The following is a 25,806-nucleotide window of genomic DNA, read 5'->3' as shown; positions in this document are numbered from 1 at the left end:
TGCACTATGGTGCAGTAATTGTTGTTTAAACGTTTGTTGCTGTATGACCGGTATGCTGGCTTATTAACCTGACGCGGTTATGATATTTACGGCAACAGCTTGGTATCAGTAATGCCGTGCTCCAGTTTCCATTGTTCCATAATAGGTTGCTCTAATGGTATCTGGCGGTATTCATCGGGTGCCATAATAGGCACGCCATATACTATAGGGTATTTGCGCTGGCAGTGGCTGCAGGTTAGTATACCTTCCAACACATTATGGTCAATGTCTTTACTCAATATTTGCAAATTAAGATCGTGCTTGTCAAACGGGCAGCACAACTTATTAATGGTTTTTAATCTCATAATTGTTATTGTTGATGCCTAAGGCATTTTTATATTCCTGAACTTTTTGTTTGGGATTGTCGGCGCTAAGCAGGCCGGATATAACCGCCACGCCATCAAAAGGCGTTTCTTTTTTGAGTGATGTAATGTTTTCGGGTGTAATGCCACCGGATACAAAAATAGGCAGTTGAGTAAGCTTACGTGCTTCACGCACGGTAGCCGGCATCACTATATCGCAACTACCAGCCGATGGTGATGGGAACATGGAGCAGAAGGAAATATAATCCAAACCATTTTCATGTGCCCAAATTGCGTTCCGGGTGCTGTCTGAACTGGTTATGCCGGCCAGAAAGGGCCTGCCAACGGCTTCTTTTATGGCTTCATAGCCCGGATGAATATCGTCAAAATGTACACCTTGAAGCAGATGGGTTTGTAGTAGTAATGGCCACTCCTGGTTGATAAGTAATGGTACTTGGTAAGGAATGCACAACCTGGCTATTTTCTCAATCAGTCCGAGCTTATTTATATCTGGCGGCCAGTTGTTCCATATTTGCACTACTTTTATGCCGCCTGCTAAGGCAGATGCAAGCTTATCCAGCAATACTGTTATTTCTATTGCCGGGTTAATAACCAAGTAAATGCCCCCTGTAATTTCGTAAGGTTTATGTGTCATTTCCAACCATTTTGATAAGCGTTAAAAAAGGCGGCCCAATAAGGGTCTTTGCTGTAATAGGGCATATCAGTTTCAAGGTCGTTTACAACTAATTTATAGCCTTGTGTTTGATGCGTAAATTCGCCTACTGCTGTGGCTTGTATGTTTTGTCTGTTCAACTGCGTTATAACATCCTGTGCATATTCTTTTTTAACAGCAATAACCATGGCACCGGCACCAATGCAGTAGCGGGCATCTATACCAAATAAATTACATATCTGTTGCTGTACCTCACTTTGTGGCAAAGCATCGTTATATACTCGAACTCCGTTACCTGAGGCGATAGCCATTTCGTAAATAGCACCCAGTACACCACCTTCGGTTACATCGTGCATGGCAGTAACGGCTTGATGGCGTGTGGTAACCGCGGTTAGGCCATCTTGTAAAGATGAGGTTTGATAAAAAAGCGCACAACCGCGGTCGTAAACCTCTTTTCCTAATTTGTTCTTTACCGTTTCCGGAAAACTCATGCCCAGTATAGCTGCTGATGACATGGCGCATTCTTTGGTAACGATGATGACATTGCCTTCTTCGGCATATTTGCTTAATCGTATCTGGCTAAGCGGAGCGGTAAGCAACATCGTGCCGCCACCAGCAATGGTTGAGTTTTGCCCTTCAATGCTACCGGTATGCCCACCAGTAATGGCTACGCCAATTTGATTACAGTATTGATGCACAAAATCCCAATAGGTCACAAAATCCTGCTTGCTGAGGGTGGGAGGTAGGTTGAGTACCATTTGCGCGTACATAGGTGCAAAGCCTGTGGTAGCCATATCATTAGCCATTAAGTGTACCGATAGCCAGGCCGACTCCTGTAAGCCCAGTGACGGTATTAAGGACAGTGGATCGCTGGTCATGGCCAGGCCCATACCGCCCGATAAATTCACCACTGATACGTCCACACCAAATGCTGGTCCGCTTAAAACTTCAGACCGCTGAGAACCACAACGCGGCAAAATAATTTCATCAAAGCCACCGTTGGTTATTTTTCCTGAAAGTGACATAGGCTTAATCCAGCAGTTTTACATACAAACCAAAAAAGTCGCCTACAGGTACGCTCCATTGCTGTACCGGGAACCACTCCGGCAAGCCAGTGCAGGTCCACTCCAAGCTATACTGACGACCTTGCAAGGCTTCATTAATTTTTTCGATCAGCATGGCCGGCGTATAAAAGGTAGCGGTTACATAAAACGGATTTTTACCGAACATTTGTTGTACACGGCGGCGCAGCACTTTGGGCGAGTTGCGGTTCATCATACCAAAAGCAATACCATGCTTGCCCACACGGGCCGCTTCACGTATTACCTGAACCGGGTCGCGGTAGTATTCAAAAGTGGTGATGAAAGCTACGGCATCAAAGGTGTGGTCTTTAAATGGCATAAAGTGCGAGTCGGCATTTACCAAATCACCGCCAAACAGGTGTACCGCTTGGCCAAGCATAAAAGGGGAAAGGTCGCCGCCGGTAGCTTCAATGCCTATTTCGTGCCACCAACGGGTAAAGCGGGTGGTACCGCAGCCAAATTCCAGCAGTTCTTTTACGCGTGGATCTTTGCCTAATAACTGGCCCATCACTTTTTTTTGCCATACTTCGGCCCGTTTGTAGCGGCCTTCGTACCATTGCTCGTAAGTGTCAGTGTGTTCGCGGTTAAAAAACCATTCTTTGCGGCCCTGCCAGTTGGTTAGTGTTTGGGTCATTACCCCAAAGCTTTGTTTTTCAAGCTCCATTTATTCAAAAGGTTAAAGTAAAAAAGCCTTGCTTGCCGCTACAGAAATACCGTAACAGAAAACAAGGCTTTGTATGAATAAACAGCTTGGCTGAAAAACATCAATAGAGCCCATGCATCCCTACGCCGGTATTATCCGTATCAGGTTTATCGGGTATTATCTCAGCCTTTAACTATTAAATTAAAAGCACCCCGTGCAAGTATTAAATCAAATGTAAGATATGTGATGGTTAAATGCCAACGTTTCGATAAATAATTGTTTAACTGCTGTTTTACTTTTTGGTGCCCAATTATTAAACCAGTAAAATTTGCCCTACTTTTGCGAGAGAAACCGGGTACCTGTTAATATGCGTTTTAAAGTTTTAGGCTTGTTCATAATGATGTTGTTTTGTGCTGTAGCTGCCTACAGCCAAACAGATACGGCGTTGGTGCCCGTAGAGCAGCCCGATAGCTTACCCCGAAAGCGCATTTATGTGCCGCCTCCGGCTGCTGCCAGTTTGCTCGATTCTGTAGCTAATGCGCTTGCTGCTCGCCAGCGTTTCGTGGCCGACTCGCTTACCATGGTCTTTGTCAAGAAGCCTGATCCATTACGCCGGAACTTGTTTGTAGATAGTATGCTGAAGGCTTACGGTAGGGGTTATAGCATTTTGGAACAGCCTGCCAACCGCCGGGGTCATCTGCGCGAAGGCAGTGCCCGCCGCACGCGCGACCAATGGGTTATTGTAATTATCACCGCCTTGTTGGTGTACATGGGCCTGCTTAACCGGGCCATGAGCAAGGATATCAAAAATGTACTAACGTCGTTTTACAACAATCGCGTATTATCACAGGTAAGCAAGGAAGAAAACTTGCTCAATTCCTGGGCTTTTGTAGGCTTGTTCATTTTATTTGGGTTTACCTTCGGCTTGTTTATTTATCAGTTTACCACCTATAAAGAAATATATTACCGGATAAGCGGCATACAGTTATTTACATCATTTTCGGTTTTAGTAATTATACTGTTTGCTGTAAAGCTGGTATTGCTGCGCTTTTTAGGTTTTGTGTTCAACATCAGTCGGCTGGTAGCCGAATACAGTTCGGTGTTGTACCTTACCTATTTCAATATTACGTTTGTGTTTTTGCCTGTTACTCTATGTTTTAGCTTACTGGCGGCTGCGCTTATACCATACGTGCTGGGGGTAGCTTTATTCCTGGTAGTAGCTATATTTATTTGGCAATATTTGCGCAGTAGTGTAAATATCATTTCCAATATTAAATTTCATAAGTTTTATTTATTTATTTATCTTTGTGCCCTTGAAATTTGCCCGATTTTAATATTGATTAAGGCACTGAATAATTAGAAACTTAGGTAGTTAGACACACTAAATTGGAAGATAGAAAGAAAAAGGTTAAGAGTATATTGGTTACCTTACCAAAACCTGAAAACGACAAGAATCCATATGCTGAACTGGCTAAGAAACTAAATCTAAAAATAGATTTCAGGTCTTTTATACATGTGGAAGGCGTACCGGCTAAAGATTTTCGTAAAGAGAAAATCAACCTGGCCGATTTTACTGCCGTAATCTTCACCAGCCGTAACTCGGCTGATCATTTCTTCCGTATTTGTGAAGAGATGCGCTTTGAGGTTCCGGTTGAAATGAAATATTTCTGCCTTTCTGAAACCATTGCGCTGTACCTGCAAAAGTATATTCAGTACCGTAAACGTAAAATCTTTTTTGGCAAACAAACTGCGGCCGATTTGGCTGAAGTATTGAAAAAACATTCAAGCGAAAAGTTTTTATACCCTTGCTCTGACGTAGCAGCAGAAGAAACACAGAAGTTTTTGACTGAAAACGGTTATGATTTTACGCCTGCTGTTTTGTTCCGTACCGTATGCAGCGATTTGTCTGACCTGGCCGAAGTGTTTTATGATGTAATTGCATTTTTCAGCCCGTCGAGCATACAATCGTTATACAAAAACTTTCCCGATTTTAAGCAGAATAACACACGCATTGCTGCTTTTGGCGCCACCACACATAAAGCCGTACTTGAAGCCGGTTTGATTTTGGATATTCCTGCACCCACTCCAGGTGCCCCGTCCATGACTATGGCTATTGAGCAGTATGTAAAACAAGCCAACAAGTAATCTTAAAAATCCTTCTGATACCAGAAACCTTTTAAAGTGCTTTCACGTAAAAGCACGCATAAGTTTTGATAATATTCTCTTTTTTAATAGCTTGGAGTATATTGTCAAAACTTTAATTTGAACCCGGCGTTTGCAAGGGGATGGATTCTGTTATAGTAAAGTATTTTCCATCTCTTTTGCTGATCGCCACTATATTTAAAGCTCGATAAAATAAGATTGTTGAACACAAATTAGAGATGAAGAACAAATACTTTCTTTTACTATTATTGGCAGGTGTAGTATTGAGTAGTTGTAGCAGAAGTGATAGGGGAGAAGTAATTGGTGTGCACCAACGTGCTTTTCGGGCCGAATTGCCTGCAGGTATGGTGTATATACCAGGTGGCTCTTTCCTGATGGGGCAAACCGATCAGGATATTACCTTCGCACAAATTGCTCAAACTAAACAGGTAACGGTTTCTCCATTTTTTATGGACCAAACCGAAATCACAAATAGCCAGTATCATCAGTTTGTAAACTGGGTGCGCGACTCCATTGCCATTACACAATACTTAAACGACGAAAAGTATTACGTAAAGCCTAAAAACGGCAATGCTGCCGGAAATCAAAAATTTATTAACTGGGCATATGTGCAACGTAATCCGGTTTGGGCTGCCCGTAAGGGACAAAATCCAAACGCAAGCCGTTTGCAGGATATGTACTATAAAGGGGATGACCAAATCCTGGGTCGTAACGAACTGGATGTAAGCAAGTTTAAATACAATTACGCAATTGTTGATTTACGTTCTGCATCAAATTCAAGGTTCGATAAAACTAAAAGACGGTCTGACTTCATTTTACGCGATACCGTAGCCGTTTACCCAGATACACTGGTTTGGTTGAATGATTTTTCATATGCGGCGAATGAGCCAATGGTAGAAGGATATTTTTCACATCCATCATTCCAAAACTATCCGGTAGTTGGTGTAACCTGGCGTCAGGCCCGTGCATTCTCATTATGGCGTTCACACTACAATGATGCTTACAAAGATCAACGTCATTTACCGCACCGTTTGCCTTACAGCTTGCCTACCGAGGCCGAGTTTGAATATGCTGCACGTGGTGGCCGGATTGGTACTGATTATCCATGGGGTGGCCCATATATCAAAAATGCTAAAGGCTGTTTGCTGGCTAACTTTAAGCCGGGTCGTGGTAATTACACAGATGATGGTGGCGCCTATACGGTAAACGTGCGTTCTTATTTTCCTAACGATTACGGCTTGTATAACATGGCAGGCAACGTAGCCGAGTGGACACTGTCAGCATTTGATGAATCTGCTTCTACTTTTGTACACGATATGTCGCCTACATTTAATTATGAGGCTAAAGCAACCGACCCGGAGGTGCTTAAACGTAAAGTAGTAAGGGGAGGATCTTGGAAAGATATTGGCTATTTTCTACAAAATGCCACCCGGTCTTATGAATATCAGGACACTGCAAAATCTTACATTGGTTTCCGCTGCGTATCTCACTTCGTTGGCCGCGATTTTCGCGACAAACGATAATCAAACGTAACCCGTCATGTACCTTTTGCGTATAACGCATTCAAAACAAATAATTATCAAACGAAAAACAAAAACAACAACAATTACACTACATTAATTATGGCTGGCAAAAAGAAACCTTACGGAATTGGTAACATTGTATCTTGGGGTGCAACCGTGGTAATCATCGGTTTGATGTTCAAAATCTTACACTTACCTGGAAGTACTTATTTCATCGCAATCGGACTATCTGCTGAAGCAATCTTGTTCTTTATTTTAGGTTTCGTACGCGAACCGGAAGAAGTGGATTGGACAAGAGCATATCCTGAACTGGATCCTGACTATAAAGGTGCTCCTCGTGCCGTTGCTGCTGCACCACAGTTACAAAGTACTGGTCATACCGCTGCTTTAGACAAAATGTTGGCTGACGCTAAAATTAACCCTGAATTGATTGGTAATCTGGGAGAAGGTTTAAGAACATTTGGTGACAAAGTAGCTTCCATTTCAAAAGTAGCTGACGCCGGTGCTGCAACCAACGAGTTTGCTGCAAAATTAAAAGCTGCCGGTTCAAGCTATGATAACCTGAGCAGTGCATTTGCAAAAGCATCTGCCAGCTTAAGCGATATGGCTAACTCAAGCGTTGATTCAAAAGCTTACCATGAGCAAGTGACCAGCTTGGCTAAAAACCTGTCTGCTTTAAATGCTGTATATGAGCTAGAATTACAAGATTCAAGCGCACACCTAAAATCAATGAACAAATTCTATCAGAACCTGTCATTGACCATGAACAACTTCAACGAATCATTGGAAGATTCTAAACAGTTTAAAGATGAAGTTGGTCGTTTGGCTAAAAACCTAGGTGCACTAAACTCTGTGTATGGCAACATGCTAACTGCTATGAACCAACCACGTGCTTAATAAATATATAATCAATTTTAATCATTACATTAACTAATACCTAAAATATATATAGCACATGGCTGGAGGTAAAGAAACCCCAAGGCAGCGAATGATGGGCATCCTGTATCTGGTACTGTTGGGCTTGGTTGCCCTACAAATTCCAGATTCGTTATTGGATGCCTTCAAAAACATAACAGATAGCCTTTCTCAATCAAAAAATAACGTACAAACCGGTATCAATAACACATTTGATGCTTTTGAAAAAACCAAATTAAAAGAACAACCGGAAAGAGCTAAGCCGCTTTACGATAAAGCTAAACAAGCCAGCTCGATAGCTACTGAATTAAGCGATTACGTTGAAACCATCAAAAAAGACCTGATTGAAAAAAGTGGTGGCATAGACGAAAAAACACAAGATTATAAAGGGAAAGCTGATATGGATATATCAGCCCATTATATGATTGATGGCAAAAAAGGTCTGGAACTGCGTCAAAAAATTGATGAAACCAACCAGAAGTTGATTAACCTGTTAGATGCAAAAGATCGTCAGGGCCTTAATTTTAACTTAGCGGTAGTAGATCCGCCTAAACATGGTGAGGTAACCCGCAGAACTTGGCAGGAAGCTACTTTTGGCGAGGGTATCCCAATGGGTGCGTCTATTACAGCTTTGACCAAAATTCAGTCTGATGCTAAAAATGCTGAGGCTGAAATTGTGAAAAAATTGTTAGGCAAAGTTGACCAGGCAGTTGTTAACTTAGATAAGTTTGCAGCGGTTGCAGTAGCACCAAGCAGCTATATCATTGCTGGTCAGCCTTACAAAGCAGAAGTGTTCCTGACAGCGTCTGATTCACATTCAAGTCCTGATATTGCCGTTAACGGTTCACGTCTACAAGTAACAGAAGGCCGTGGTCAGTACTCGGTAGGTACCAGTGGCGAGGGTGTGCGTACTTGGGTAGGTACCATCCGTGTAAAACAAAACGACGGTACTATTAAAGAATACAAAACTGCACCGCAAACTTACCAGGTGGCTAAGCCATCAGCAACAGTAGCGGCTGATAAAATGAACGTACTGTACATTGGTGTACCAAACCCTATATCAGTATCTGCTCCGGGTATTCCTAAAGAAAAGCTGAGAGTAAGCATATCTGGTGGTTCGGTTAGCGGTTCAGGCGGTTCATTTGTAGCCAAAGTAAGTTCTCCGGGTACTGTAAATGTTACCGTATCAGGCGAAGCATCACCAGGTAAAAATCAGGTATTAGGCTCAACACAATTCCGTGTTAAACGTATACCAGATCCTAAAGCCGTATTTGGTGGCAAAAGTGGTGGCAGCAGCCCTACAGCAAACTTAAAAGCACAGGATAGATTATTTGCCAAATTAGATAACTTTGATTTTGACGCGAAATTTAATGTTACCCGTTTTAACATGATTATTCAACGTCCGCGTCAGGATCCTATTCCTTTGTCAACCAGCGGTGGCGAGTTGTCATCACAAATGCGTCAGGCCATGTCATTGATTACGCCTGGAACCATGGTGGCCTTTACTAACATTATGGCGGTAGGTCCTGATGGTCAGCCACGCGGATTAGAGGATATCGTATTAAGAGCGAACTAATCAGAATATTAAAAGCGCAAATTAAAATTAACACATGAGAAGCAAGATTTTGGCGGTTGGATTATTGAGTTTAATTTGTTTGAGCACTTATGCTCAAAGGCGAACCACGCGTAAACGTACTCCCGCAGCCGCTACCCAGCGTAGAACTGTTAGACCAAATGCGGTTAACAATACCACATTTAACTCACAGTCTGTTGATACGGCGAAAAGAGTGTCGGCCAAGCCGTTTGAGCGCCCTATAGATGGTTACTATAAAAAAGCCAACATTTTAAGTGCCCGGGTTACACCATATGCCAACCTGCGAGAAGCTGACGTTGTGTATGCCAAACGTGTTTGGCGCGATATTGATGTGCGCGAAAAAATGAACCAGTACTTAGGCTCACCTAAAGCCCGCTTAATTGACGTGCTGATGGAAGCTGTACAGGCTGGTGAGTTAACTGCTTACGACCCAAGCCCAACCCGCGACGATCCTAACGGCGACAGCTTTTCTGTTCCGCTTACACCGGGCAGAGCCAGAGCACGCATGGCCGACAGCGTTGTAGTTGATAAATTTGATGCCAATGGCGATAAAATTGGATCAAGCATACAAGCCGGTGATTTTAACCCGGATAGCATCATTCGTTTCCGTATTAAAGAAGATTGGGTGTTTGATAAACAACGCTCGATATTTGAGCCACGCATTATTGGTATTGCGCCCATGATGAAACTTAAAGTGGCTGGCATGGATGCTGACTACCAGCCTGCGTTCTGGATTTATTTTCCGGAAGCACGCCAGGTACTGGCTACCAAAGAAGCCGTTAGCCGTAACAGTGATGCCACCGGCTTAAGCTTTGATGACGTGTTTATGAAACGCATCTTCGCCAGCGTAATTGTCAAAGTGTCTAACCAGAAAGACGAGCGGATTAAAGATTATGCCCAAGGCATAGATCGCTTGTACGAGTCAGAGAAAGTTAAAAAATCTCTGCTCGACTGGGAACTGGGCTTGTGGCAATACTAAGCTAAGTAGCTCTAAAAATATAAAGGCCTTATGCAATTTGCATAAGGCCTTTTTTGTTGTTTAAATTTAAAATAACTAATCAAATTAAGTGGTGGTTGCAGGCTGATTGGCTTTAAAGTAGTCGTTTACTGCCTGCGCCTGTTTTAAATTTACGACCTCCTGTAATTCTTCTAAACTAGCTTCGCGGATCTTTTTCACCGATTTGAAATACTTCAATAACTTTTCGGCTGATAAGCGGCCAATGCCACGAACCAGTTCCAGCTCCGTAGCCAGTGTGCCTTTATCACGCTTTTTACGGTGGGCAGTAATACCGAAGCGGTGCGCCTCATCACGCAGTTGCTGAATAATTTTTAATGTTTCTGATTTCTTATCCAAATATAATGGGTACTGATCGCCGGGATAATAGAGCTCCTCTAACCGTTTGGCAATGCCAATAACAGTCATTTGCTTTTCAATACCCAGTAGCTTCAGGCTTTTTAATGCAGCACCTAATTGGCCTTTACCACCATCAATCACTACCAGTTGGGGTAGCTCAATCCCTTCATCAAGCAAACGACGGTAGCGGCGAAAAACGGCTTCTTCCATGGTGGCAAAGTCGTTAGGTCCTTCAACCGTTTTTACGTTAAAAAAGCGGTAATCGCGTTTGGATGGTTTAGCATCTTTGAATACCACAATGGCCGATACTGGGTACTTGCCCTGGAAGTTAGAGTTATCAAAACACTCAATATGCCGTGGTAACTGGTTCATGCGCAAATCTTTCATCATCTGCGTAAGCAAACGTTCCGATTTTACTTCAGGGTTTAGCTTCTCGTACTGATCAATTTTCTCACGCTTAAAGAACTGCACATTCTTGTACGATAAATCGAGCAATTTTTTCTTTTCACCTAATTTAGGTACGGTAAACTTAATGTTGTTATCTTCTAATTCGATTTCAAAAGGAACAATGATTTCTTTTGATTGGCTGCTATACCGGCTTCTAAATTCAGATATGGCTAATGATAATAACTCGGCATCCGTTTCATCCAATTTCTTTTTCAGCTCAATGGTCTGCGTTTGGATGATGGTACCGTTCATTACCTTCAAAAAGTTCACAAAGGCGTATTTCTCTTCAGATGCGATGCTGAATACATCCACATCGGTAATAGACGAACTCACTACCGTTGATTTGCTTTGGTAATTCTCCAGCAAATCGTACTTGCGTTTTAAACGGTGAGCCAGCTCAAAATCCAAATCAGAAGCGGCGCCTTCCATATCCGTTTTCAGGTTGCGTAGTACATTGCTGATTTTACCATTCAGAATATCTTGTATCTCGCTGATGTTGCGGTTGTAGTCATCTTCTGCCTGATAATTCTGGCAAGGGCCTTTGCAGTTGCCTAGCTGGTACTCCAGGCATACTTTAAACTTACCAGCATTAATGTTTTCGGGCGTTAAAGCCAGGTTGCAGGTACGTAAAGCATATGTTTCACGGATAACACCCAAAATCGTATGCATCATGCTTACTGAAGGGTAGGGGCCTAAATATTTAGAACCATCGCGTACAATATTACGTGTCCAAAATATGCGTGGAAAGCGTTCGTTTTTGATGATAATCCAAGGGTAGGTCTTATCATCTTTTAACAATACATTGTACTTAGGCTTGTGCTTCTTAATCAGACTGTTTTCCAGCAGCCAGGCATCTACCTCGGTATCCACAATGGTAAAGGTGATGTTGCGTATTTTAGATACCAATACTTTGGTTTTAGAACTTACCTGATGGTCTTTTACAAAGTATGATGATACCCGGTTGCGCAAATCTTTTGCCTTACCAATATATATCAGTTCATTGCTATCATCCCAGTATTGGTATACACCGGGCTTATGTGGTATTTTTTTTAATGCTTCTCGGTAATCGAACATGTTGTTTCCCTCCGTCCCATAAAAGGGAATAAATAATAAATGTCGGGTACCTAATAACGAAAGTAATCGAAATTAAGTACCCGACATCGCCGTCTCACAAATCATTCCTTCGCTTATCAAATAATCAACATTTGTTAATAATGTTTTCATTAACAGTAAGATGATTATTCGAAGAAGCTATAAGCAATACTCGTCTTGGATCTTGCTTCTTGGTTTCTGGCTCTATCTTAAAAGCCCAATTTGTTATCCACTTCTGTAGTAGCTTGCTGCTGCTGGCTATAAGCGTTACAATCCAATTGAATATTTACCCCATTTTTAGGCGGATCAAAATCTACCCCGGGTTTAATGCCTAAAGATTGGTTGGCATAAATCTTTTTCATGTACAGCGCAAAAATAGGTAAAGCCGTATTGGCACCTTCGCCTAAACGGGTAGAGCGGAAGTGCAGCGCCCGGTCTTCACAACCCGTCCATACACCGGTAACCAGGTAAGGTGTTATGCCAATAAACCAACCGTCCGAGTTATCGTTGGTGGTACCGGTTTTGCCACCTATTGGGTTGCGCAGTCCGTACTTGGCACGTAAGCGCCAGCCTGTACCTTCATCAACCACGCCTTTTAACATATAAGTCATTACATAGGCGGCCTGTTCATTTAAGGCCTGCACTACGCGTGGTTTGCGTTCATATAATAAGTTGCCGTTCTTGTCTTCGATGCGCAGCATGTAGATCGGTTCGGTCCACAGACCGTGATTAGCAAATGCACCGTAAGCACCGGTCATGTCATATACCGAGGCGTTGAATGTGCCTAAGCAGATGGATGGGTAAGCCGGTACATCGCTGGTAATACCCATCTTTTTAATTAATTGCTGAACGGGTATAGGGGTTACTTCTTTCATCACGTGTGCCGTTACCCAGTTTTGTGAACGGGCCAGGGCCTTACGTAAAGTAATAGATCCTTGTACAGTTTCAGATGGATCAGACCGCGGGCACCATGGTTTGCCATAGCCGTAAATAGTATCCGGTACATTGTTTACCTGCATACAAGGCGAAAATGCCGCATCCTGAATAGCCACTGCGTAAGTAAACGGCTTGGCGGTTGAACCCACCTGGCGGTTACCCATTTTTACCTGATCGTACTTGAAATGCTCAAAATTGATACCGCCTACCCAAGCCTTTACATAGCCAGTAGTAGGGTCCATACTCATCAACGCATTGCGCAGTAGCATTTTGCAGTACACAATTGAGTCAACAGGCTTCATGGTGGTGTCAATATTACCATGCCAGGTAAACAGGTTCATACTAGCCGGCGTATTAAAGTCTTCGGTAATTTCCTCGTCCGATTTGCCTTGCAGTTTTAACGAGCGGTAACGGTCAGACCGTTTCATGCCCTGATCTAACAACTGTTTAAAATTAGGAATGCTTTTCCATAAGCTACGGCCGCGCCAGTGCTGGTTAAATTGCTGCTGTAAGTCGCGCATGTAGGTTTGTTGCGCATCTTCAGCATACTGCTGCATGGTATTGTTAATGGTGGTATATATTTTTAAGCCATCGCGGTCAATATCGTAAGGAGTTCCGTCTGCTTTATGTAATGATGGATCGTCTAAAACGCGCTGAACATCCTTGCGTAACACCGAACGGAAATAGGTAGCCAAACCTTCGTTATGGTCGGTAGGGCTAAAGTGTAAACCCAGCGGTTTTTGTTTGAACTCTTCAGCTTGTCCGTCGCTCAGCATACCTTCTTCGGCCATACGGCGCAGTACAAAATTTCGTCGCCCCAGCGATTTATCCGGGTGGCGAATGGGGTTGTATATACCCGGACCGTTTACCATACCTACCAGCATAGCGGCTTGATCGGCTGTCAGCTTATCGGGCGTGGTATTAAAATAGGTACGCGCGGCCGATTTAATACCGAAAGTGTTATATGCACCAAAGTCAACCGTATTTAAATACATGGTGATGATTTCTTCTTTGGTATAACGGCGCTCCAGGTTAACTGAGATAATCCACTCCTGCAGCTTTTGCGTGATACGCTTAAAAACATTGTGCGAACGTTCCGAGAAAAGGTTAAGCGCCAGCTGCTGGGTAATGGTACTGCCACCTTGCTTTTTACCAATCAGGTTGTAAAAGATGATAGTAAAGGTACGACCAAAATCAATACCCGAGTGATCCATAAAGCGGTTATCCTCAGTAGCAATCAGGGCGTTAACTACGTTAGGGGATATCTCGTTGTAATTAACGTTAGACCGGTTTTGTACATAGTAGGTGCCCAGCACATGCTTATCGGACGATAAAATTTCGGATGCCTGATTACTTTTAGGGTTTTCCAGGTCGCGGTATGACGGCAAATCGCCAAAAATACCAAAGGCAACCAGCACCATCATTAATATAAAGAAGGTAAAGCAGCCAATTACAATCTTCCACAAAGTGAAATTGTAACGGCGTATTTCTTCAGGTCTGAGTTTTACAATCATGTTCTAATAATTTTTCTGATAATAGTCTGTATAACTATCCAGTAATTTTCGGTCGGCTAATTTATCCAGATTTTCTTGAGTGATGATAAAAAAGCTGTATTTATCGGCCGAAACCTTCATGATTTGTGGTAAAAGTGGTACAATGCCGCGTGCATAGTTCTTCACATCATCCAAACTGCTAAACCGACCCACGTATATCAACTGATTATCATCACCCACAGGTTTTAACTGGTGACTGACTTGCACACCCTGATAATTGGTACGGTTAAACTGCCCCACGCCAAAACGCGATGATGATAAATTAGTGCTGCCGCTAGTTACATTAATCACAAAATAGTAACGACTACTATCGCGCTTATTAAATATTGATGGCGGCTCGGGCGCTGGTTTAGGTGCAGCCTTTGCCACCGGAGCAGTACTTACCGGCGGTGTAACAGGTTGTGTTACTGGCGGCATTACCTTAGGTACAGTAACTGGGGGCGCTGTTGGTACAGTTGGCTTTACCGCTGGCTGTGTTGCCGGTTGCTGCTGTTTCACTGTCGGACGCGTTACTGCTACGTTTTGCTGCATTACCGGTGCCGGTATAAATGCTATCGCGTCTGGGTCAGTATCTACCAGTGCTACCGGGCGGGAAGCCATTTCGGCTTGGTTGGCGTCAATGTAAGCCAAGTGTTGTTGTATCAATGGGGTAATCAGGCGGTCGTCAGGGTAGCGGCTGGTTATTTGAACCAGTTCGCTGCGGAAAGGCTGCACTTTTTCCTGATGGCCGGATGCTAATGTACGCAAGTAAGCTATCTGCGGTGATAATTTAGTGTCTGGATATTGCACCAGCAGCTCATCGGCGCGGGCAATTACCTGCGGGTACTCGCGGTGTGTATACAAATCATAAATCTGGTTGTAAAATGCGTTTAACTCGGCATCCCTGTCGTTTAATCTTTGGGCATAATCCGGGTCATTAATGACCTTAGCAAAAGTGGTGTTGCCAAATTTGCTTAGAATCAGATTTTTGTACTCATCTGATTTAGCCTGGTTAATACCACTGTACAAACGGTACAAATTATAATAATTGGCCACTAAGTTAGGATCATCCGGGAAACGGCTAATCAGCAACTCATAAATGCGGATAGCCTCGGGTTTGTCATCCAGTATATCACGGTAAAAATTAGCAATGTCAACATAAGCATTATAGATACGTGTGTTTGACTGTGCCAATTGCTGTGGTGTGAGCGGAATGTTTTGCAGTAAATCCTGACGGTAACCAGATGCGGCCACGTCGGCTGTGCTTTTTTGCAGGGTGCCCGGAACAATACTTGGGTCAACGCCTTGGGTAGAGTTTACCGCATTAACGGCAATATCGCTATTATAACGGTCGCTGCGTCGCCAGTTATCTTCCAGTTTACGGTTACCCCAACGGCGTTTAAAATCAGTAAAACCCTGACTAACGGCAGAGGTATTATAAAAATAAAAGGAGTTATTGTCAGCAGGGCCGCCTTGTGCTACCGTGTTATCGGCATTAGTAAATGGATTGCTAACCGGTGCAGCAACAGTTTGTTGAATCATCTGCCTGCTGGTTATTTCTTGAACGCGGCGGGCCCGTGTAGGCTCATCAAGCTTAGCCAAAGCCTGTAAGGTATCCTCGCGCGAGATGATTTGCAAACGATCGGCCAGGAGTTGCAGATTGTCTGCCTTTCTGCGGATGGTTTGATAACCGGGATAATTTGGCGGCAAATTCAGCAGCGTGCTATCATAGTAAAGTTTAGCCGTTACATAGTCGCCTTGATTTTTAAAACTAATATCAGCTAGTCGTAAATAGCTTAAGCCTTTTTGTGTTTGATTTTTTTGACTGTATTTAACCGAAAGCTTATAATTTTTAATGGCTTCATCTAAATGATTGTCGCTTAAGGCTAACTCGGCCAGTTGATAATAAATCTGGTCGGTAAAATCCTCATTGTTCTGGTTGCGAAGCAAACGTTTTAGGCGGTCGGTCCGGCTTAACTGGGCGCCATTGCGGTTATCTTCCAGGCGGATGCGGTTTAAATCGGCATTAAAAGCCAGCACAAACGGTGCATTGCTTTTTACCACGCGTGTATAACTGTCATAAGCATCAACCGGTTTGCGGTTCAATTCCTGCAACTGTGCCAATATAAACGTCCACCGCAGGCGTTGTTGTTTATTAGAACTGTGTGCAATAGCTTGGGTAGCCATTTCCTCAGCCTCAGTATATTGGCGGGTATTGATATGGTATTGCAAACCTGCTGCATAAACATCATCGGCTTGATTGCTTTTCGGGTTGATGTCGAGCAAAGCGCTATCTAAAATAGATTTGGCAAGTGGCAGCTGATTTAAGTAAAGTAACGACCGTACTTGCCATGCACGCGCTTCTTGAACCAAATCGTGTTCACTGTGGTAGGAGCGGGTAACGTAGTTAAAGAACTCTACTGCATTATAATAATTAGCGTTTAAATGAGCTGCCTTGCCAAGTAATAGGTAAGCGTCGCCTATGTAATGGCTTTGTTCTTTAATACTGATGATATTGTTGGCTTTTGCCACAACGGCATCCAGTTCCTTATCAGACGTGTTGGCAATGTGCGAGGCTGTATCCTGATAGACGGGTAATATTTGGTCGTACGCATCTATAAAGGAAGCAGCGTAGCTATCTTGCTTTTGTTGCAACAATTCATCAGCATTAAACAAAATATTATACTTGGCCGTTAAATTTTGCAGGCCACGGTTAACGGCACTCTTTTTTTCGAGTGAGCAGCCAGCCAGCAAAAGCAGCAGTACTAATGATTGAAGTTTGGCAGATTTTAAAAAATAGTTCAAGCTCAATTTAATTAAACAAAAAGCATTGGCTAATTTACTAAATACTATGCAACGCATTTAATAAATTTGCCGGTGAATTATTTATTGCAGGAACAGGTCGAATACATGAACAAACCGGCTAACGACTATATAAAGTATACAGGCATCGCTTTTCAAATGATTTTCATCATCGGGGTACTTACCTTTATCGGTTATGAGATAGATAAGCGCGCCGGGCATACTACGCAATGGGTTACTGCTTTGTTATCATTATTTGGTGTTTTTGCCTCGTTATATCTGGTTGTTAAATCATTAAAAAGTTGAAACGCTTTTTTATTGGGTTTGGCGTAGTTACAGTAGCTATTGCTTTACCACCGGCGCTTCTAAACTTTACCGGATATACCCACTTGCTGTTACCTCATTTTTGGCTGATGTTCCAGTTTTTTTCTTCATTAACCTTTCTGCTCTGTCTGGGTGTAATTTATGGTCAGCAACGCAACGGTAGTTTAGGCGGACAGATATTTTTAGGCGGAACCACTTTAAAGCTGCTTTTATGCATGTTTTTTGCGCTTATTTATTTGTACAAATTCAAGGTAAATGACATCATATTTGTGCTCAACTTTTTTTATCTTTATTTCTTGTATACTGCCTTTGAAGTTTACAGTTTATTGACTAACTTGCGCGTCCAAAATAAAAAGTAAAAATCTCGCAATTAATGGATTTTAGGCACATTTTGAACTCAAAAAAAACTTTACTCAGCGTAATTTTAGGTGTTTTTTTTACACTAACCACGTGTAAAACTTTTGCTATACAAGGCGAAAATGGCACTACAGAGGCCAAAAATGCAGAACAGGAAGCCTTTAATCCAACCACTGCAATTTTGGAGCACATCGGCGACTCGCATTATTGGCATGTAGGTGGCGAAACATCTATTCCACTTCCGGTTATTCTATTTACCGATAAAGGCATGGAAATGTTTTCGGCTTCTGAATTTCATCATGGTACTGAAGCTCATCAAGGTAAGTATTATACTTACAAACTGGTTGAAGATAAAATTCGCGTAGTAAATGCAGGTGGCGAAGTGGATAAAGAAGCTTCAAAACATATCTACGATTTCTCAATCACTAAAAACGTAGTGGCTTTGTGGATTGCCGGTATTATACTACTGATTATATTCTTTAGCGTTGCTGCAGCTTACCGCAAGCGTGCAGGTAAAGCGCCAAAAGGTTTGCAGTCATTCATTGAGCCGGTTATTATGTTTGTGCGTGATGAAATTGCCCGCCCAAATATTGGTTATCGCTATGAGCGCTATATGCCTATTTTGTTAACCATTTTCTTCTTTATCTGGGTGAACAACCTGTTAGGTTTAATTCCATTATTTCCGGGAGGTGCTAACGTTACGGGTAATATCCTGATGACTTTTGTGTTATCGTTTATCGTAATGCTGGTGGTTAACTTTAGCGCCAACAAGTATTACTGGAAACACATCTTTATGCCGCCTGTACCGGTTTGGTTATATCCAATCATGATCCCGGTGGAGTTAATCGGTGTGATATCTCGTCCGTTTGCCTTGATGATTCGTTTGTATGCCAACATCTCGGCCGGTCACATTATCGTGTTAAGCTTAATTGCCCTGATTTTTATATTCAAATCAATGTGGGTATCTCTGGTATCGGTTCCATTCGTATTGTTTATGGACGTGCTGGAGCTTTTGGTGGCATTCTTACAGGCGTTTATCTTTACCATGCTTACTGCATTGTTTATTGGTACTGCCGTTGAAGAACATCATCATTAATTTTAAAATAATTATACACTATATTTAACTTTTAAATTTTTACAAACATGACTGGAAGTATTGCTGCATTAGGTGCAGGTTTAGCAGTTATCGGTGCTGGTATCGGTATCGGTCAGGTAGGTGGCAAAGCTATGGAAGGTATTGCTCGTCAGCCTGAAGCTTCTAACAAAATCCAAACTGCGATGATTATCGCTGCGGCCCTTATCGAAGGTGTTGCACTGTTCGGTGTGGTAGTTGCACTGTTAGGTAAATAATTTTACCTACTCAAAAAATCTAAAACCTTACTTGCAGCGGTTGGCGGCAGGTAAGGTTTTAAAATGTAATCTCGCTAAAGATTTCTATCCGGTTAAAACGGTTTGAGATCTGTTGTTAAATAGTGTAATAGAAGAATTTAAATAAAAGATGGAAGAATTATTTGAAGGTTTATTAAATGATCATTTAGGCTTTGTTTTTTGGGCCGCAGTGGCATTTGTTCTTTTGCTTATCCTGTTGGCAAAATTTGCCTGGAAACCTATCATGGCAGCTATCAGCGAACGTGAGCGTTCTATTGAAGATGCTTTATTGAAAGCAGAAGCAGCTAAAGAAGAGATGGCTCGCCTGACTAACGAAAATGAGCAGTTGCTGAAACAAGCCCGTGCCGAGCGCGACTTGATTTTGAACGAAGCTCGTAAAATTAAAGATCAGATTGTAGGCGAAGCTAAAGCCCAAGCTAATGCTGAAGGCGCCCGTATGATTGAGCAAGCTCGCATTGAGATTAACAGCCAAAAAGCAGTTGCTTTGGCGGATGTGAAAAATCAGGTAGCTAGTCTTTCGGTAGAAATTGCTGAGAAATTATTACGTAAGCAATTAGCCGACCAGCAAGCACAGGATGCAATGGTTGCTGATTTATTAAAAGAAGTATCTGTAAAATAGTTGTAGGTTGTGAGTTGTTAATTGTGGGCCAGAAAAGCGTACTATCAGACAACACAGAACAGACAACAGACAACTCAATAGAAAATGTCTGAATTAACCGTTGGAACCCGTTACGCAAAATCGCTGATTGATTTAGCTATAGAGCAAAACGCTTTAGAAGCTACCAAACAGGATATGACCTTTTTTGTGCAAACTTTAAAGGCTAACACACAGCTGCAGGCGGTATTGCGTAACCCCATCATTTCACAAGATAAAAAGCTGAAAGTGCTGGAAGGCGTATTTACCGGTAGGGTAAGTGCCAACACTCTGGCATTTTTCAAAATTATGATTAGCAAAGGCCGTGGTGAGGTTCTATACCCTGCTGCACAGGAGTTTGTTAATCTATATAACATCAAGATGAAAATTGTTAACGCTAAGGTGGTTTCGGCAGCGCCGTTATCTGAGGCTAATAAACAGGAAATCATCGCTGATGTACAAAAAATAGCCGGCGCTCAGGTAAACCTGCAAACACTGGTTGATCCGGCTTTAATTGGCGGTTTTATATTAACCGTAGGCGACAGACAAATTGATACTTCAATAGCTACCAGCTTAAAGAAGTTGAAAAAGGATTTTGCCGAAAAAGTAGTTTAAGGAAATTTAAGTTAAAAAACATACTCTAAATAAAATAACAAATGGTAGAGGTTAGACCAGACGAAGTATCGGCTATCTTGCGTCAGCAGCTGTCGGGCTTTAAGTCAGAATCTGAATTAGAAGAAGTGGGTACCGTACTCCAAATAGGTGACGGTATTGCACGCGTTTATGGCTTAACTCAAGTACAGTACGGCGAGCTGGTTGAGTTTGACAATGGTTTACAAGGTATCGTATTGAACCTTGAAGAAGATAACGTAGGTGTAGTATTGCTGGGTAAGTATGATGAAGTGAAAGAGGGCGATACTGTAAAACGTACTTCAAAAATCGCTTCATTAAAAGTTGGCGAAGGTATGCTTGGCCGTGTAGTAAACACATTGGGCGAGCCTATTGACGGTAAAGGACCAATTGCGGGTGCTACTTACGAGATGCCGTTGGAGCGTAAAGCGCCAGGCGTAATCTACCGTCAGCCGGTAACCGAGCCGTTGCAAACCGGTATCAAAGCTATCGACGCGATGATTCCAGTTGGTCGTGGTCAGCGTGAGTTGGTAATTGGTGACCGTCAGGTTGGTAAAACCGCGGTTTGTATCGATACCATCATCAACCAAAAAGAATTTTACAACGCTGGTCAGCCAGTAATTTGTATATATGTTGCCTGTGGCCAAAAAGCTTCAACGGTAGCGAACATCGTTCGTACACTGGAAGAAAATGGTGCTATGGCTTACTCTATCGTAGTCGCATCTAACGCATCAGATCCTGCGCCAATGCAGTTCTTTGCGCCGTTTGCTGGTGCTGCTATCGGTGAGTATTTCCGTGATACCGGTCGCCCTGCACTTATTGTGTATGATGACTTGTCAAAACAAGCAGTAGCTTACCGTGAAGTATCGTTGTTGCTGCGTCGTCCACCGGGCCGTGAGGCTTATCCTGGTGACGTATTTTACCTGCACAGCCGTTTGCTAGAACGTGCCGCTAAAATCAACTCAAATGATGAGATTGCTCGTCAAATGAATGATTTGCCAGAATCAATTAAACACCTGGTGAAAGGTGGTGGTTCATTAACTGCTTTGCCGATTATCGAAACTCAGGCTGGTGACGTTTCTGCATATATCCCTACCAACGTAATTTCTATTACAGACGGTCAGATATTCCTGGAATCAAACTTGTTTAACGCAGGTGTACGTCCGGCTATTAACGTAGGTATTTCGGTATCACGTGTTGGTGGTAATGCGCAAATCAAATCAATGAAGAAAGTTGCCGGTACCTTGAAATTGGATCAGGCACAATACCGCGAGTTAGAGGCTTTCTCTAAATTCGGTTCTGACCTGGATGCGGCTACTAAAAACGTAATTGACAAAGGTGCCCGTAACGTGGAGATCTTGAAACAAGGTCAGTTTGCACCAGTAAGTGTAGAAAAACAAGTTGCCATCATTTACGCAGGTACTAAAAACCTGATGCGTAACGTACCGGTAAACAAAATCAAAGAATTCGAAAACGAATATACCAGCCAGTTGGAACTGCGTCATCCAGAAACTTTAGCGGCTTTAAAAGCGGGTAAGTTTGATGACAACATCACTGGTGTTCTTGAGCAAGTAGCTAAAGAACTGGCAGGAAAATACTAATTAAGTAGTAAGTACTTAGTGGAAAGTAGAAAGTTAGAAAAGTAAGCCTTTTCACTTTTTACTTTCTGCTTTCTACCCCATAACAATGGCTAATTTAAAAGAAGTAAGAAACCGTATTGCATCTGTAAACTCTACACAGCAAATTACCAAAGCCATGAAAATGGTTTCGGCAGCTAAGCTGAAAAGAGCTACTAATGCTATTGTTGATTTGCGTCCGTATGCTAATAAGCTAAAAGAGATGCTGGCAAACTTATCTGCCAGTATTGAAACTGGTGCTTCTCCGTACCTGCAAGAGCGCGAGCCTGCACGTGTGTTGATTGTAGTGGTATCTTCAAACCGCGGTTTGGCTGGTGCCTTCAATACAAATGCTATTAAAACTGCTAACAATCTGATTGCCGACAAATACGCAGATCAGTTTGCAGCTGGTAATGTTTCTGTAGTAGCTATTGGCCGTAAAGCGCAAGATTATTATACCAAACGCAACTTTAATGTAATTGGTGATAACAACGAAGTGTATTCTGACTTAACATTTACCAATGTATCTAAAATTACCGAAGCTATTATGCAAGGTTTTATAGATGGTAAGTTTGACAGGGTAGAACTGGTTTATAACCACTTCCGCAACGCAGCCATGCAAGTATTAGTTGCCGAGCAATTATTGCCTGTGCCTAAAGCGGTTGAGGAAGACACCAAGCTAAAAAATAAAGCAGAAGTATCACAAACTGATTATATTCTGGAGCCATCACAACAAGCCATTGTTGAACAGCTGATTCCTAAGAATATTAAAATTCAATTGTACCGTGCAGTATTGGATTCACATGCCTCTGAGCATGGCGCCCGCATGACAGCCATGGACAAAGCTACTGAGAATGCCGGTGAGTTACTGAAAAGCTTAAAACTATCTTACAACCAAGCACGTCAGGCTGCAATTACTACCGAGTTAACGGAGATTGTAAGCGGCGCAGCTGCGTTGTCAAACGGTTAATCCCGCACAACTCTTAATACGACAAAAAGCCGAAAGATGAACTCTTTCGGCTTTTTGTCGTATTAAGGAAATATTATATCTTCCGCAAATACAGTTACTTGCCAACATGCTATCACAGTTAAATCTTAAAGCCGATGACTTTCCTGGTACTAAACACAAAAAAGTATATCATATTGCTCTTTGGACTGTAATTGCTATAGGTGCGTTTATACGGCTGTATCACTATTTCTACAACCGCTCTTTATGGGAAGATGAAATTTATTTATCAGCTGGTATTGTTAACAAAAGCTTAGTTGAAATTTTAACACGCCCCTTGCCATATTTGCAAAAAGCACCACTTGGATATTTACTGGTATCACGTTTTTGTGTGTGGGTATTCGGTAACCATGAAATGGCATTGCGGCTTTATCCGCTTATATGTGGGTTATTGTCTTTATTTTTATTTGTACCTGTAGCGCGGTATTATTTAAAGCCTTTAGGGGTAGTGGTAGGTTTAGCTATGCTGGCCTTTTCGCCTCCAATTATATATCATAACGTTGAGGCTAAGCCCTATGGTACCGAGCTGTTAGCCACATTAATAGTGCTATGGCTTTTCATAAAATACCAAAACCAAACGCACTGGCGCAAATTGTTGGTTTGGGGTATATATGGTTCTATTATTGTATGGTTTACTTATACTGCAATATTTGTATTAGCCGCTACTGGTATCACTCTTGCTATTAGCTATACCACAAAGCGTAATTGGAAGGCATTAATTCGAATGGTGGTTCCCGGTGCCATGTGGCTTCTCAGTTTTGCCGTTAGTTATTTCTTGTATGCCAAAGAAGGTTCAGAAAGTGGTTGGCTGGTTGATTTTTGGCAAAAACATGATGGTTATATCCCACTATCGCCCGTGCCGGCTGCGATGTGGTTATTGCATCGGGTATTTTCTTTTTTGCATTATCCGGTAGGGTTAAGCTGGTATAACGATTGGTCGGAGCATAATGTAATTAAACAAATTTTGAACCGGATGGCTTTTGGTCCCCTTTTGTTTTTAGCGCTGGGCGTTCCTTACTTCTATAAATACAATAAACGCTTTTTACTGCTGGTTGGTATTGCTATACTTATAACTGTGAGTACATCAGCGCTAAAGCTGTATCCGTTTCATGAGCGTTTAACGGTTTACTTAGCACCCTATATTATTATTTTACTGGCGAGTGGCTGTGAAGCAATTGTTTGGCCAGGCTTATTTGTTAAAGTGATACGTTATATCTTAATTGCACTTTTACTTTTCGGCCCATTCAAAAATTCGTTAGAGCAGGTGATTAAGCCGCGCTTGTTTGCGGATTACAAAAAGTCGTACCAACGCGAGGCCTTGTTCTATCTGCAACAGCATATTCACCAAGGCGATGCGGTATATATTCACCGAACGGATATACCTGGCTATACGTTCTATAAATCAATTTATCCGTTACATTTTAACGCAGTGTTGGGGCACGACTTCCGTAATACAACTAGCAACTTCAAAGATTATCTTTTAAAAACAGATGCAGAACTGAAATCTTTACACGCCAAACGCATATGGATTGTTTACAACACTTTGGATGCTAAGGTTGGTGAGTATGTAGATATGCCGCAATGGTACTACAGAAACCATGATGGTATGGAACGGTTAGAAAAACATCTTAATCAACTAGGACGCAAAGTAGACGAGTTTAGACCTACTGACGGCCGTTTAAAAAGTGATGTAAGCGTGTTATTAATTGAACTACACTAAGGCAGTTTATAAAGTTAAATTGTCATTTAAGGATATCTATTCCAGCCTTTGTAATCGTAACAACTTTATCACACAAAAATATACTCCGTTTTATACGGGTTACTTTTCGATACATTAAGGTATCAATATAAAAAAACCTTAAAGCTTAATGTAATGAAAATGAGTAACTTATTAGTGCTCCTGGCCGTGCTTTGCCTGTTGGGAGCCTGCAAAGGCAATAGCCACTACGAACCTATTAATAACAGCGATAGCGTAGCTATGTCTTCAACAGCTGATAGCGTTGCCACCGATTCCAACCAACCTAAACTGGTTAAAACAGCCGAAATGAATATGAAAGTAAAAGATATTCATAAAACCAGCGAACGCATTGTGGCCCTTACCGAAGGTTATCATGGTATGGTAATGCATCATCACATGCAGTCTACCATTGAGCGTAGCAATGATATATCACGAAGTGATGATTCGCTGATGCGTGTATCATCTTTCACTACCACTGCTAATTTAACAGTTAAAGTTCCGTCCGATAGCTTAGAACACTTCATGACCAGGGTAGGCAAGCTGGGATTGTATGTTAATGTCCGTAAAATGGATGTTGAGGATATGACATTAGCCTATTTATCTAATAAGTTAAAGCTCGAAAGCCGTTCAGAAATAATTGCTCAGCAAAAGCAAGGGAAAATCATCATAAAAAAGCCAGCTGATGTTTTAGCGCTTAAAGACGATATGATAGACCAGAAAGTGAGCAACCTACAAACAGACGACGCGGTAAGAAACAGCATAGTAGACTTAACCCTTTATCAAAGTAATACTATTGTGAAAGAAGTAATTGCAAACGATGATCCGGATACATACAGAGCACCGTTTATGAGCAGGTTTGCCTTTGCATTCACTAATGGATGGAACTTATTTGTCGATCTATTTATTGGACTGGCTAATTTATGGGTATTTTTACTGTTGGGGCTGGGTGCATGGTTCACCTACAAATGGTACAAACGCAGGCAACGTGCAACTTTATCTCACATTTAAGTAAAAA

23 protein-coding genes and 1 riboswitch are annotated in these 25,806 nt (G+C 42.1%); of the genes, 16 read left to right on the top strand and 7 right to left on the bottom strand.

The genetic code is table 11. The features are described from left to right. Positions 1–86 precede the first annotated feature (86 nt). From GPM24_RS02665 to GPM24_RS02650, 4 genes are read right to left on the bottom strand one after another with little or no spacing between them, the layout of a single operon-like run. Entirely contained in the window at positions 87–344 is a 258-nt protein-coding gene (locus GPM24_RS02665; protein WP_158825188.1) for a Trm112 family protein, read from the bottom strand. Beyond that, positions 325–996, bottom strand: a complete 672-nt coding sequence (locus tag GPM24_RS02660) for a thiamine phosphate synthase (protein ID WP_233268718.1) — start codon at positions 994–996, stop codon at positions 325–327. Before GPM24_RS02660 ends, GPM24_RS02665 begins: the two co-directional genes overlap by 20 nt. After that, positions 993–2,039, bottom strand: a complete 1,047-nt coding sequence (locus GPM24_RS02655; RefSeq protein WP_158825186.1) for an AIR synthase family protein — start codon at positions 2,037–2,039, stop codon at positions 993–995. The genes GPM24_RS02660 and GPM24_RS02655 overlap by 4 nt, the downstream gene beginning before the upstream one ends. Positions 2,040–2,043: 4 nt before the next feature. Further along, entirely contained in the window at positions 2,044–2,760 is a 717-nt protein-coding gene (locus tag GPM24_RS02650) for a class I SAM-dependent methyltransferase (protein WP_158825185.1), read from the bottom strand. Between the two features lie 100 nt (positions 2,761–2,860). Continuing rightward, positions 2,861–2,964, bottom strand: a riboswitch (TPP riboswitch). Between the two features lie 142 nt (positions 2,965–3,106). On the opposite strand from GPM24_RS02650, the gene GPM24_RS02645 reads away from it, so the two are divergent. The 6 genes from GPM24_RS02645 to porN all read left to right on the top strand — a co-directional run bounded on the left by GPM24_RS02645 (position 3,107) and on the right by porN (position 9,913). Continuing rightward, positions 3,107–4,099: a DUF4271 domain-containing protein gene (locus GPM24_RS02645; RefSeq protein WP_158825184.1), complete on the top strand. Its 993-nt coding sequence runs from the start codon at positions 3,107–3,109 to the stop codon at positions 4,097–4,099. A 26-nt stretch (positions 4,100–4,125) separates the two neighbouring features. Continuing rightward, positions 4,126–4,884: a uroporphyrinogen-III synthase gene (locus GPM24_RS02640; RefSeq protein WP_158825183.1), complete on the top strand. Its 759-nt coding sequence runs from the start codon at positions 4,126–4,128 to the stop codon at positions 4,882–4,884. A gap of 236 nt (positions 4,885–5,120) precedes the next feature. Then, positions 5,121–6,425 carry a T9SS ring complex lipoprotein PorK/GldK gene (porK, locus tag GPM24_RS02635; RefSeq protein ID WP_158825182.1) on the top strand — a complete coding sequence of 435 codons (1,305 nt, stop codon included), beginning with the start codon at positions 5,121–5,123 and terminating at the stop codon, positions 6,423–6,425. Positions 6,426–6,524: 99 nt separating this feature from the next. Further along, a complete protein-coding gene (gene porL / locus GPM24_RS02630) occupies positions 6,525–7,322 on the top strand; it encodes a type IX secretion system motor protein PorL/GldL (protein WP_158825181.1) in 798 nt (265 codons plus the stop codon). A gap of 58 nt (positions 7,323–7,380) precedes the next feature. Beyond that, entirely contained in the window at positions 7,381–8,916 is a 1,536-nt protein-coding gene (gene porM, locus GPM24_RS02625; RefSeq protein WP_158825180.1) for a type IX secretion system motor protein PorM/GldM, read from the top strand. A 34-nt stretch (positions 8,917–8,950) separates the two neighbouring features. Further along, on the top strand, positions 8,951–9,913 hold the full coding sequence (porN, locus tag GPM24_RS02620; RefSeq protein WP_158825179.1) for a type IX secretion system ring subunit PorN/GldN: 963 nt from the start codon (positions 8,951–8,953) through the stop codon (positions 9,911–9,913). 84 nt (positions 9,914–9,997) lie between these two features. Here the strand turns inward: porN and uvrC are convergent, their stop codons facing one another. The 3 genes from uvrC to porW form a co-directional block, all read right to left on the bottom strand. Beyond that, positions 9,998–11,809 (bottom strand): excinuclease ABC subunit UvrC, encoded by a 1,812-nt coding sequence (gene uvrC / locus GPM24_RS02615; RefSeq protein WP_158825178.1) that lies wholly within the window; start codon positions 11,807–11,809, stop codon positions 9,998–10,000. Positions 11,810–12,036: 227 nt separating this feature from the next. After that, complete coding sequence (locus GPM24_RS02610) at positions 12,037–14,277, bottom strand: penicillin-binding protein 1A (RefSeq protein ID WP_158825177.1); 2,241 nt, start codon at positions 14,275–14,277, stop codon at positions 12,037–12,039. A 3-nt stretch (positions 14,278–14,280) separates the two neighbouring features. Next, entirely contained in the window at positions 14,281–17,100 is a 2,820-nt protein-coding gene (gene porW, locus GPM24_RS02605) for a type IX secretion system periplasmic lipoprotein PorW/SprE (RefSeq protein WP_158825176.1), read from the bottom strand. Between the two features lie 72 nt (positions 17,101–17,172). On the opposite strand from porW, the gene GPM24_RS02600 reads away from it, so the two are divergent. The 10 genes from GPM24_RS02600 (at position 17,173) to GPM24_RS02555 (ending at position 25,799) form a co-directional block, all read left to right on the top strand. Beyond that, positions 17,173–17,403 (top strand): AtpZ/AtpI family protein, encoded by a 231-nt coding sequence (locus GPM24_RS02600; protein ID WP_233268717.1) that lies wholly within the window; start codon positions 17,173–17,175, stop codon positions 17,401–17,403. Beyond that, positions 17,400–17,780, top strand: a complete 381-nt coding sequence (locus GPM24_RS02595; protein WP_158825175.1) for a hypothetical protein — start codon at positions 17,400–17,402, stop codon at positions 17,778–17,780. Before GPM24_RS02600 ends, GPM24_RS02595 begins: the two co-directional genes overlap by 4 nt. Positions 17,781–17,794: 14 nt before the next feature. Continuing rightward, entirely contained in the window at positions 17,795–18,874 is a 1,080-nt protein-coding gene (atpB, locus tag GPM24_RS02590; RefSeq protein WP_158825174.1) for a F0F1 ATP synthase subunit A, read from the top strand. A gap of 47 nt (positions 18,875–18,921) precedes the next feature. After that, entirely contained in the window at positions 18,922–19,128 is a 207-nt protein-coding gene (gene atpE / locus GPM24_RS02585; protein WP_158825173.1) for an ATP synthase F0 subunit C, read from the top strand. 148 nt (positions 19,129–19,276) lie between these two features. Next, complete coding sequence (gene atpF, locus GPM24_RS02580) at positions 19,277–19,786, top strand: F0F1 ATP synthase subunit B (protein ID WP_158825172.1); 510 nt, start codon at positions 19,277–19,279, stop codon at positions 19,784–19,786. Between the two features lie 84 nt (positions 19,787–19,870). Then, on the top strand, positions 19,871–20,416 hold the full coding sequence (gene atpH / locus GPM24_RS02575; RefSeq protein ID WP_158825171.1) for an ATP synthase F1 subunit delta: 546 nt from the start codon (positions 19,871–19,873) through the stop codon (positions 20,414–20,416). Between the two features lie 41 nt (positions 20,417–20,457). Beyond that, positions 20,458–22,032 (top strand): F0F1 ATP synthase subunit alpha, encoded by a 1,575-nt coding sequence (gene atpA / locus GPM24_RS02570; protein WP_158825170.1) that lies wholly within the window; start codon positions 20,458–20,460, stop codon positions 22,030–22,032. 85 nt (positions 22,033–22,117) lie between these two features. After that, entirely contained in the window at positions 22,118–23,017 is a 900-nt protein-coding gene (gene atpG, locus GPM24_RS02565) for an ATP synthase F1 subunit gamma (RefSeq protein ID WP_158825169.1), read from the top strand. Positions 23,018–23,123: 106 nt separating this feature from the next. Further along, positions 23,124–24,773: a glycosyltransferase family 39 protein gene (locus GPM24_RS02560; protein ID WP_158825168.1), complete on the top strand. Its 1,650-nt coding sequence runs from the start codon at positions 23,124–23,126 to the stop codon at positions 24,771–24,773. Positions 24,774–24,932: 159 nt separating this feature from the next. Beyond that, a complete protein-coding gene (locus tag GPM24_RS02555) occupies positions 24,933–25,799 on the top strand; it encodes a DUF4349 domain-containing protein (protein WP_158825167.1) in 867 nt (288 codons plus the stop codon). Positions 25,800–25,806 lie beyond the last annotated feature (7 nt).

This window comes from Mucilaginibacter lacusdianchii (assembly GCF_009770985.1).
Lineage (GTDB): Bacteria > Bacteroidota > Bacteroidia > Sphingobacteriales > Sphingobacteriaceae > Mucilaginibacter > Mucilaginibacter lacusdianchii.
The sequence above is the reverse complement of the archived record's forward strand: the minus strand, read 5'-3'. Positions and strand labels throughout refer to the sequence as shown.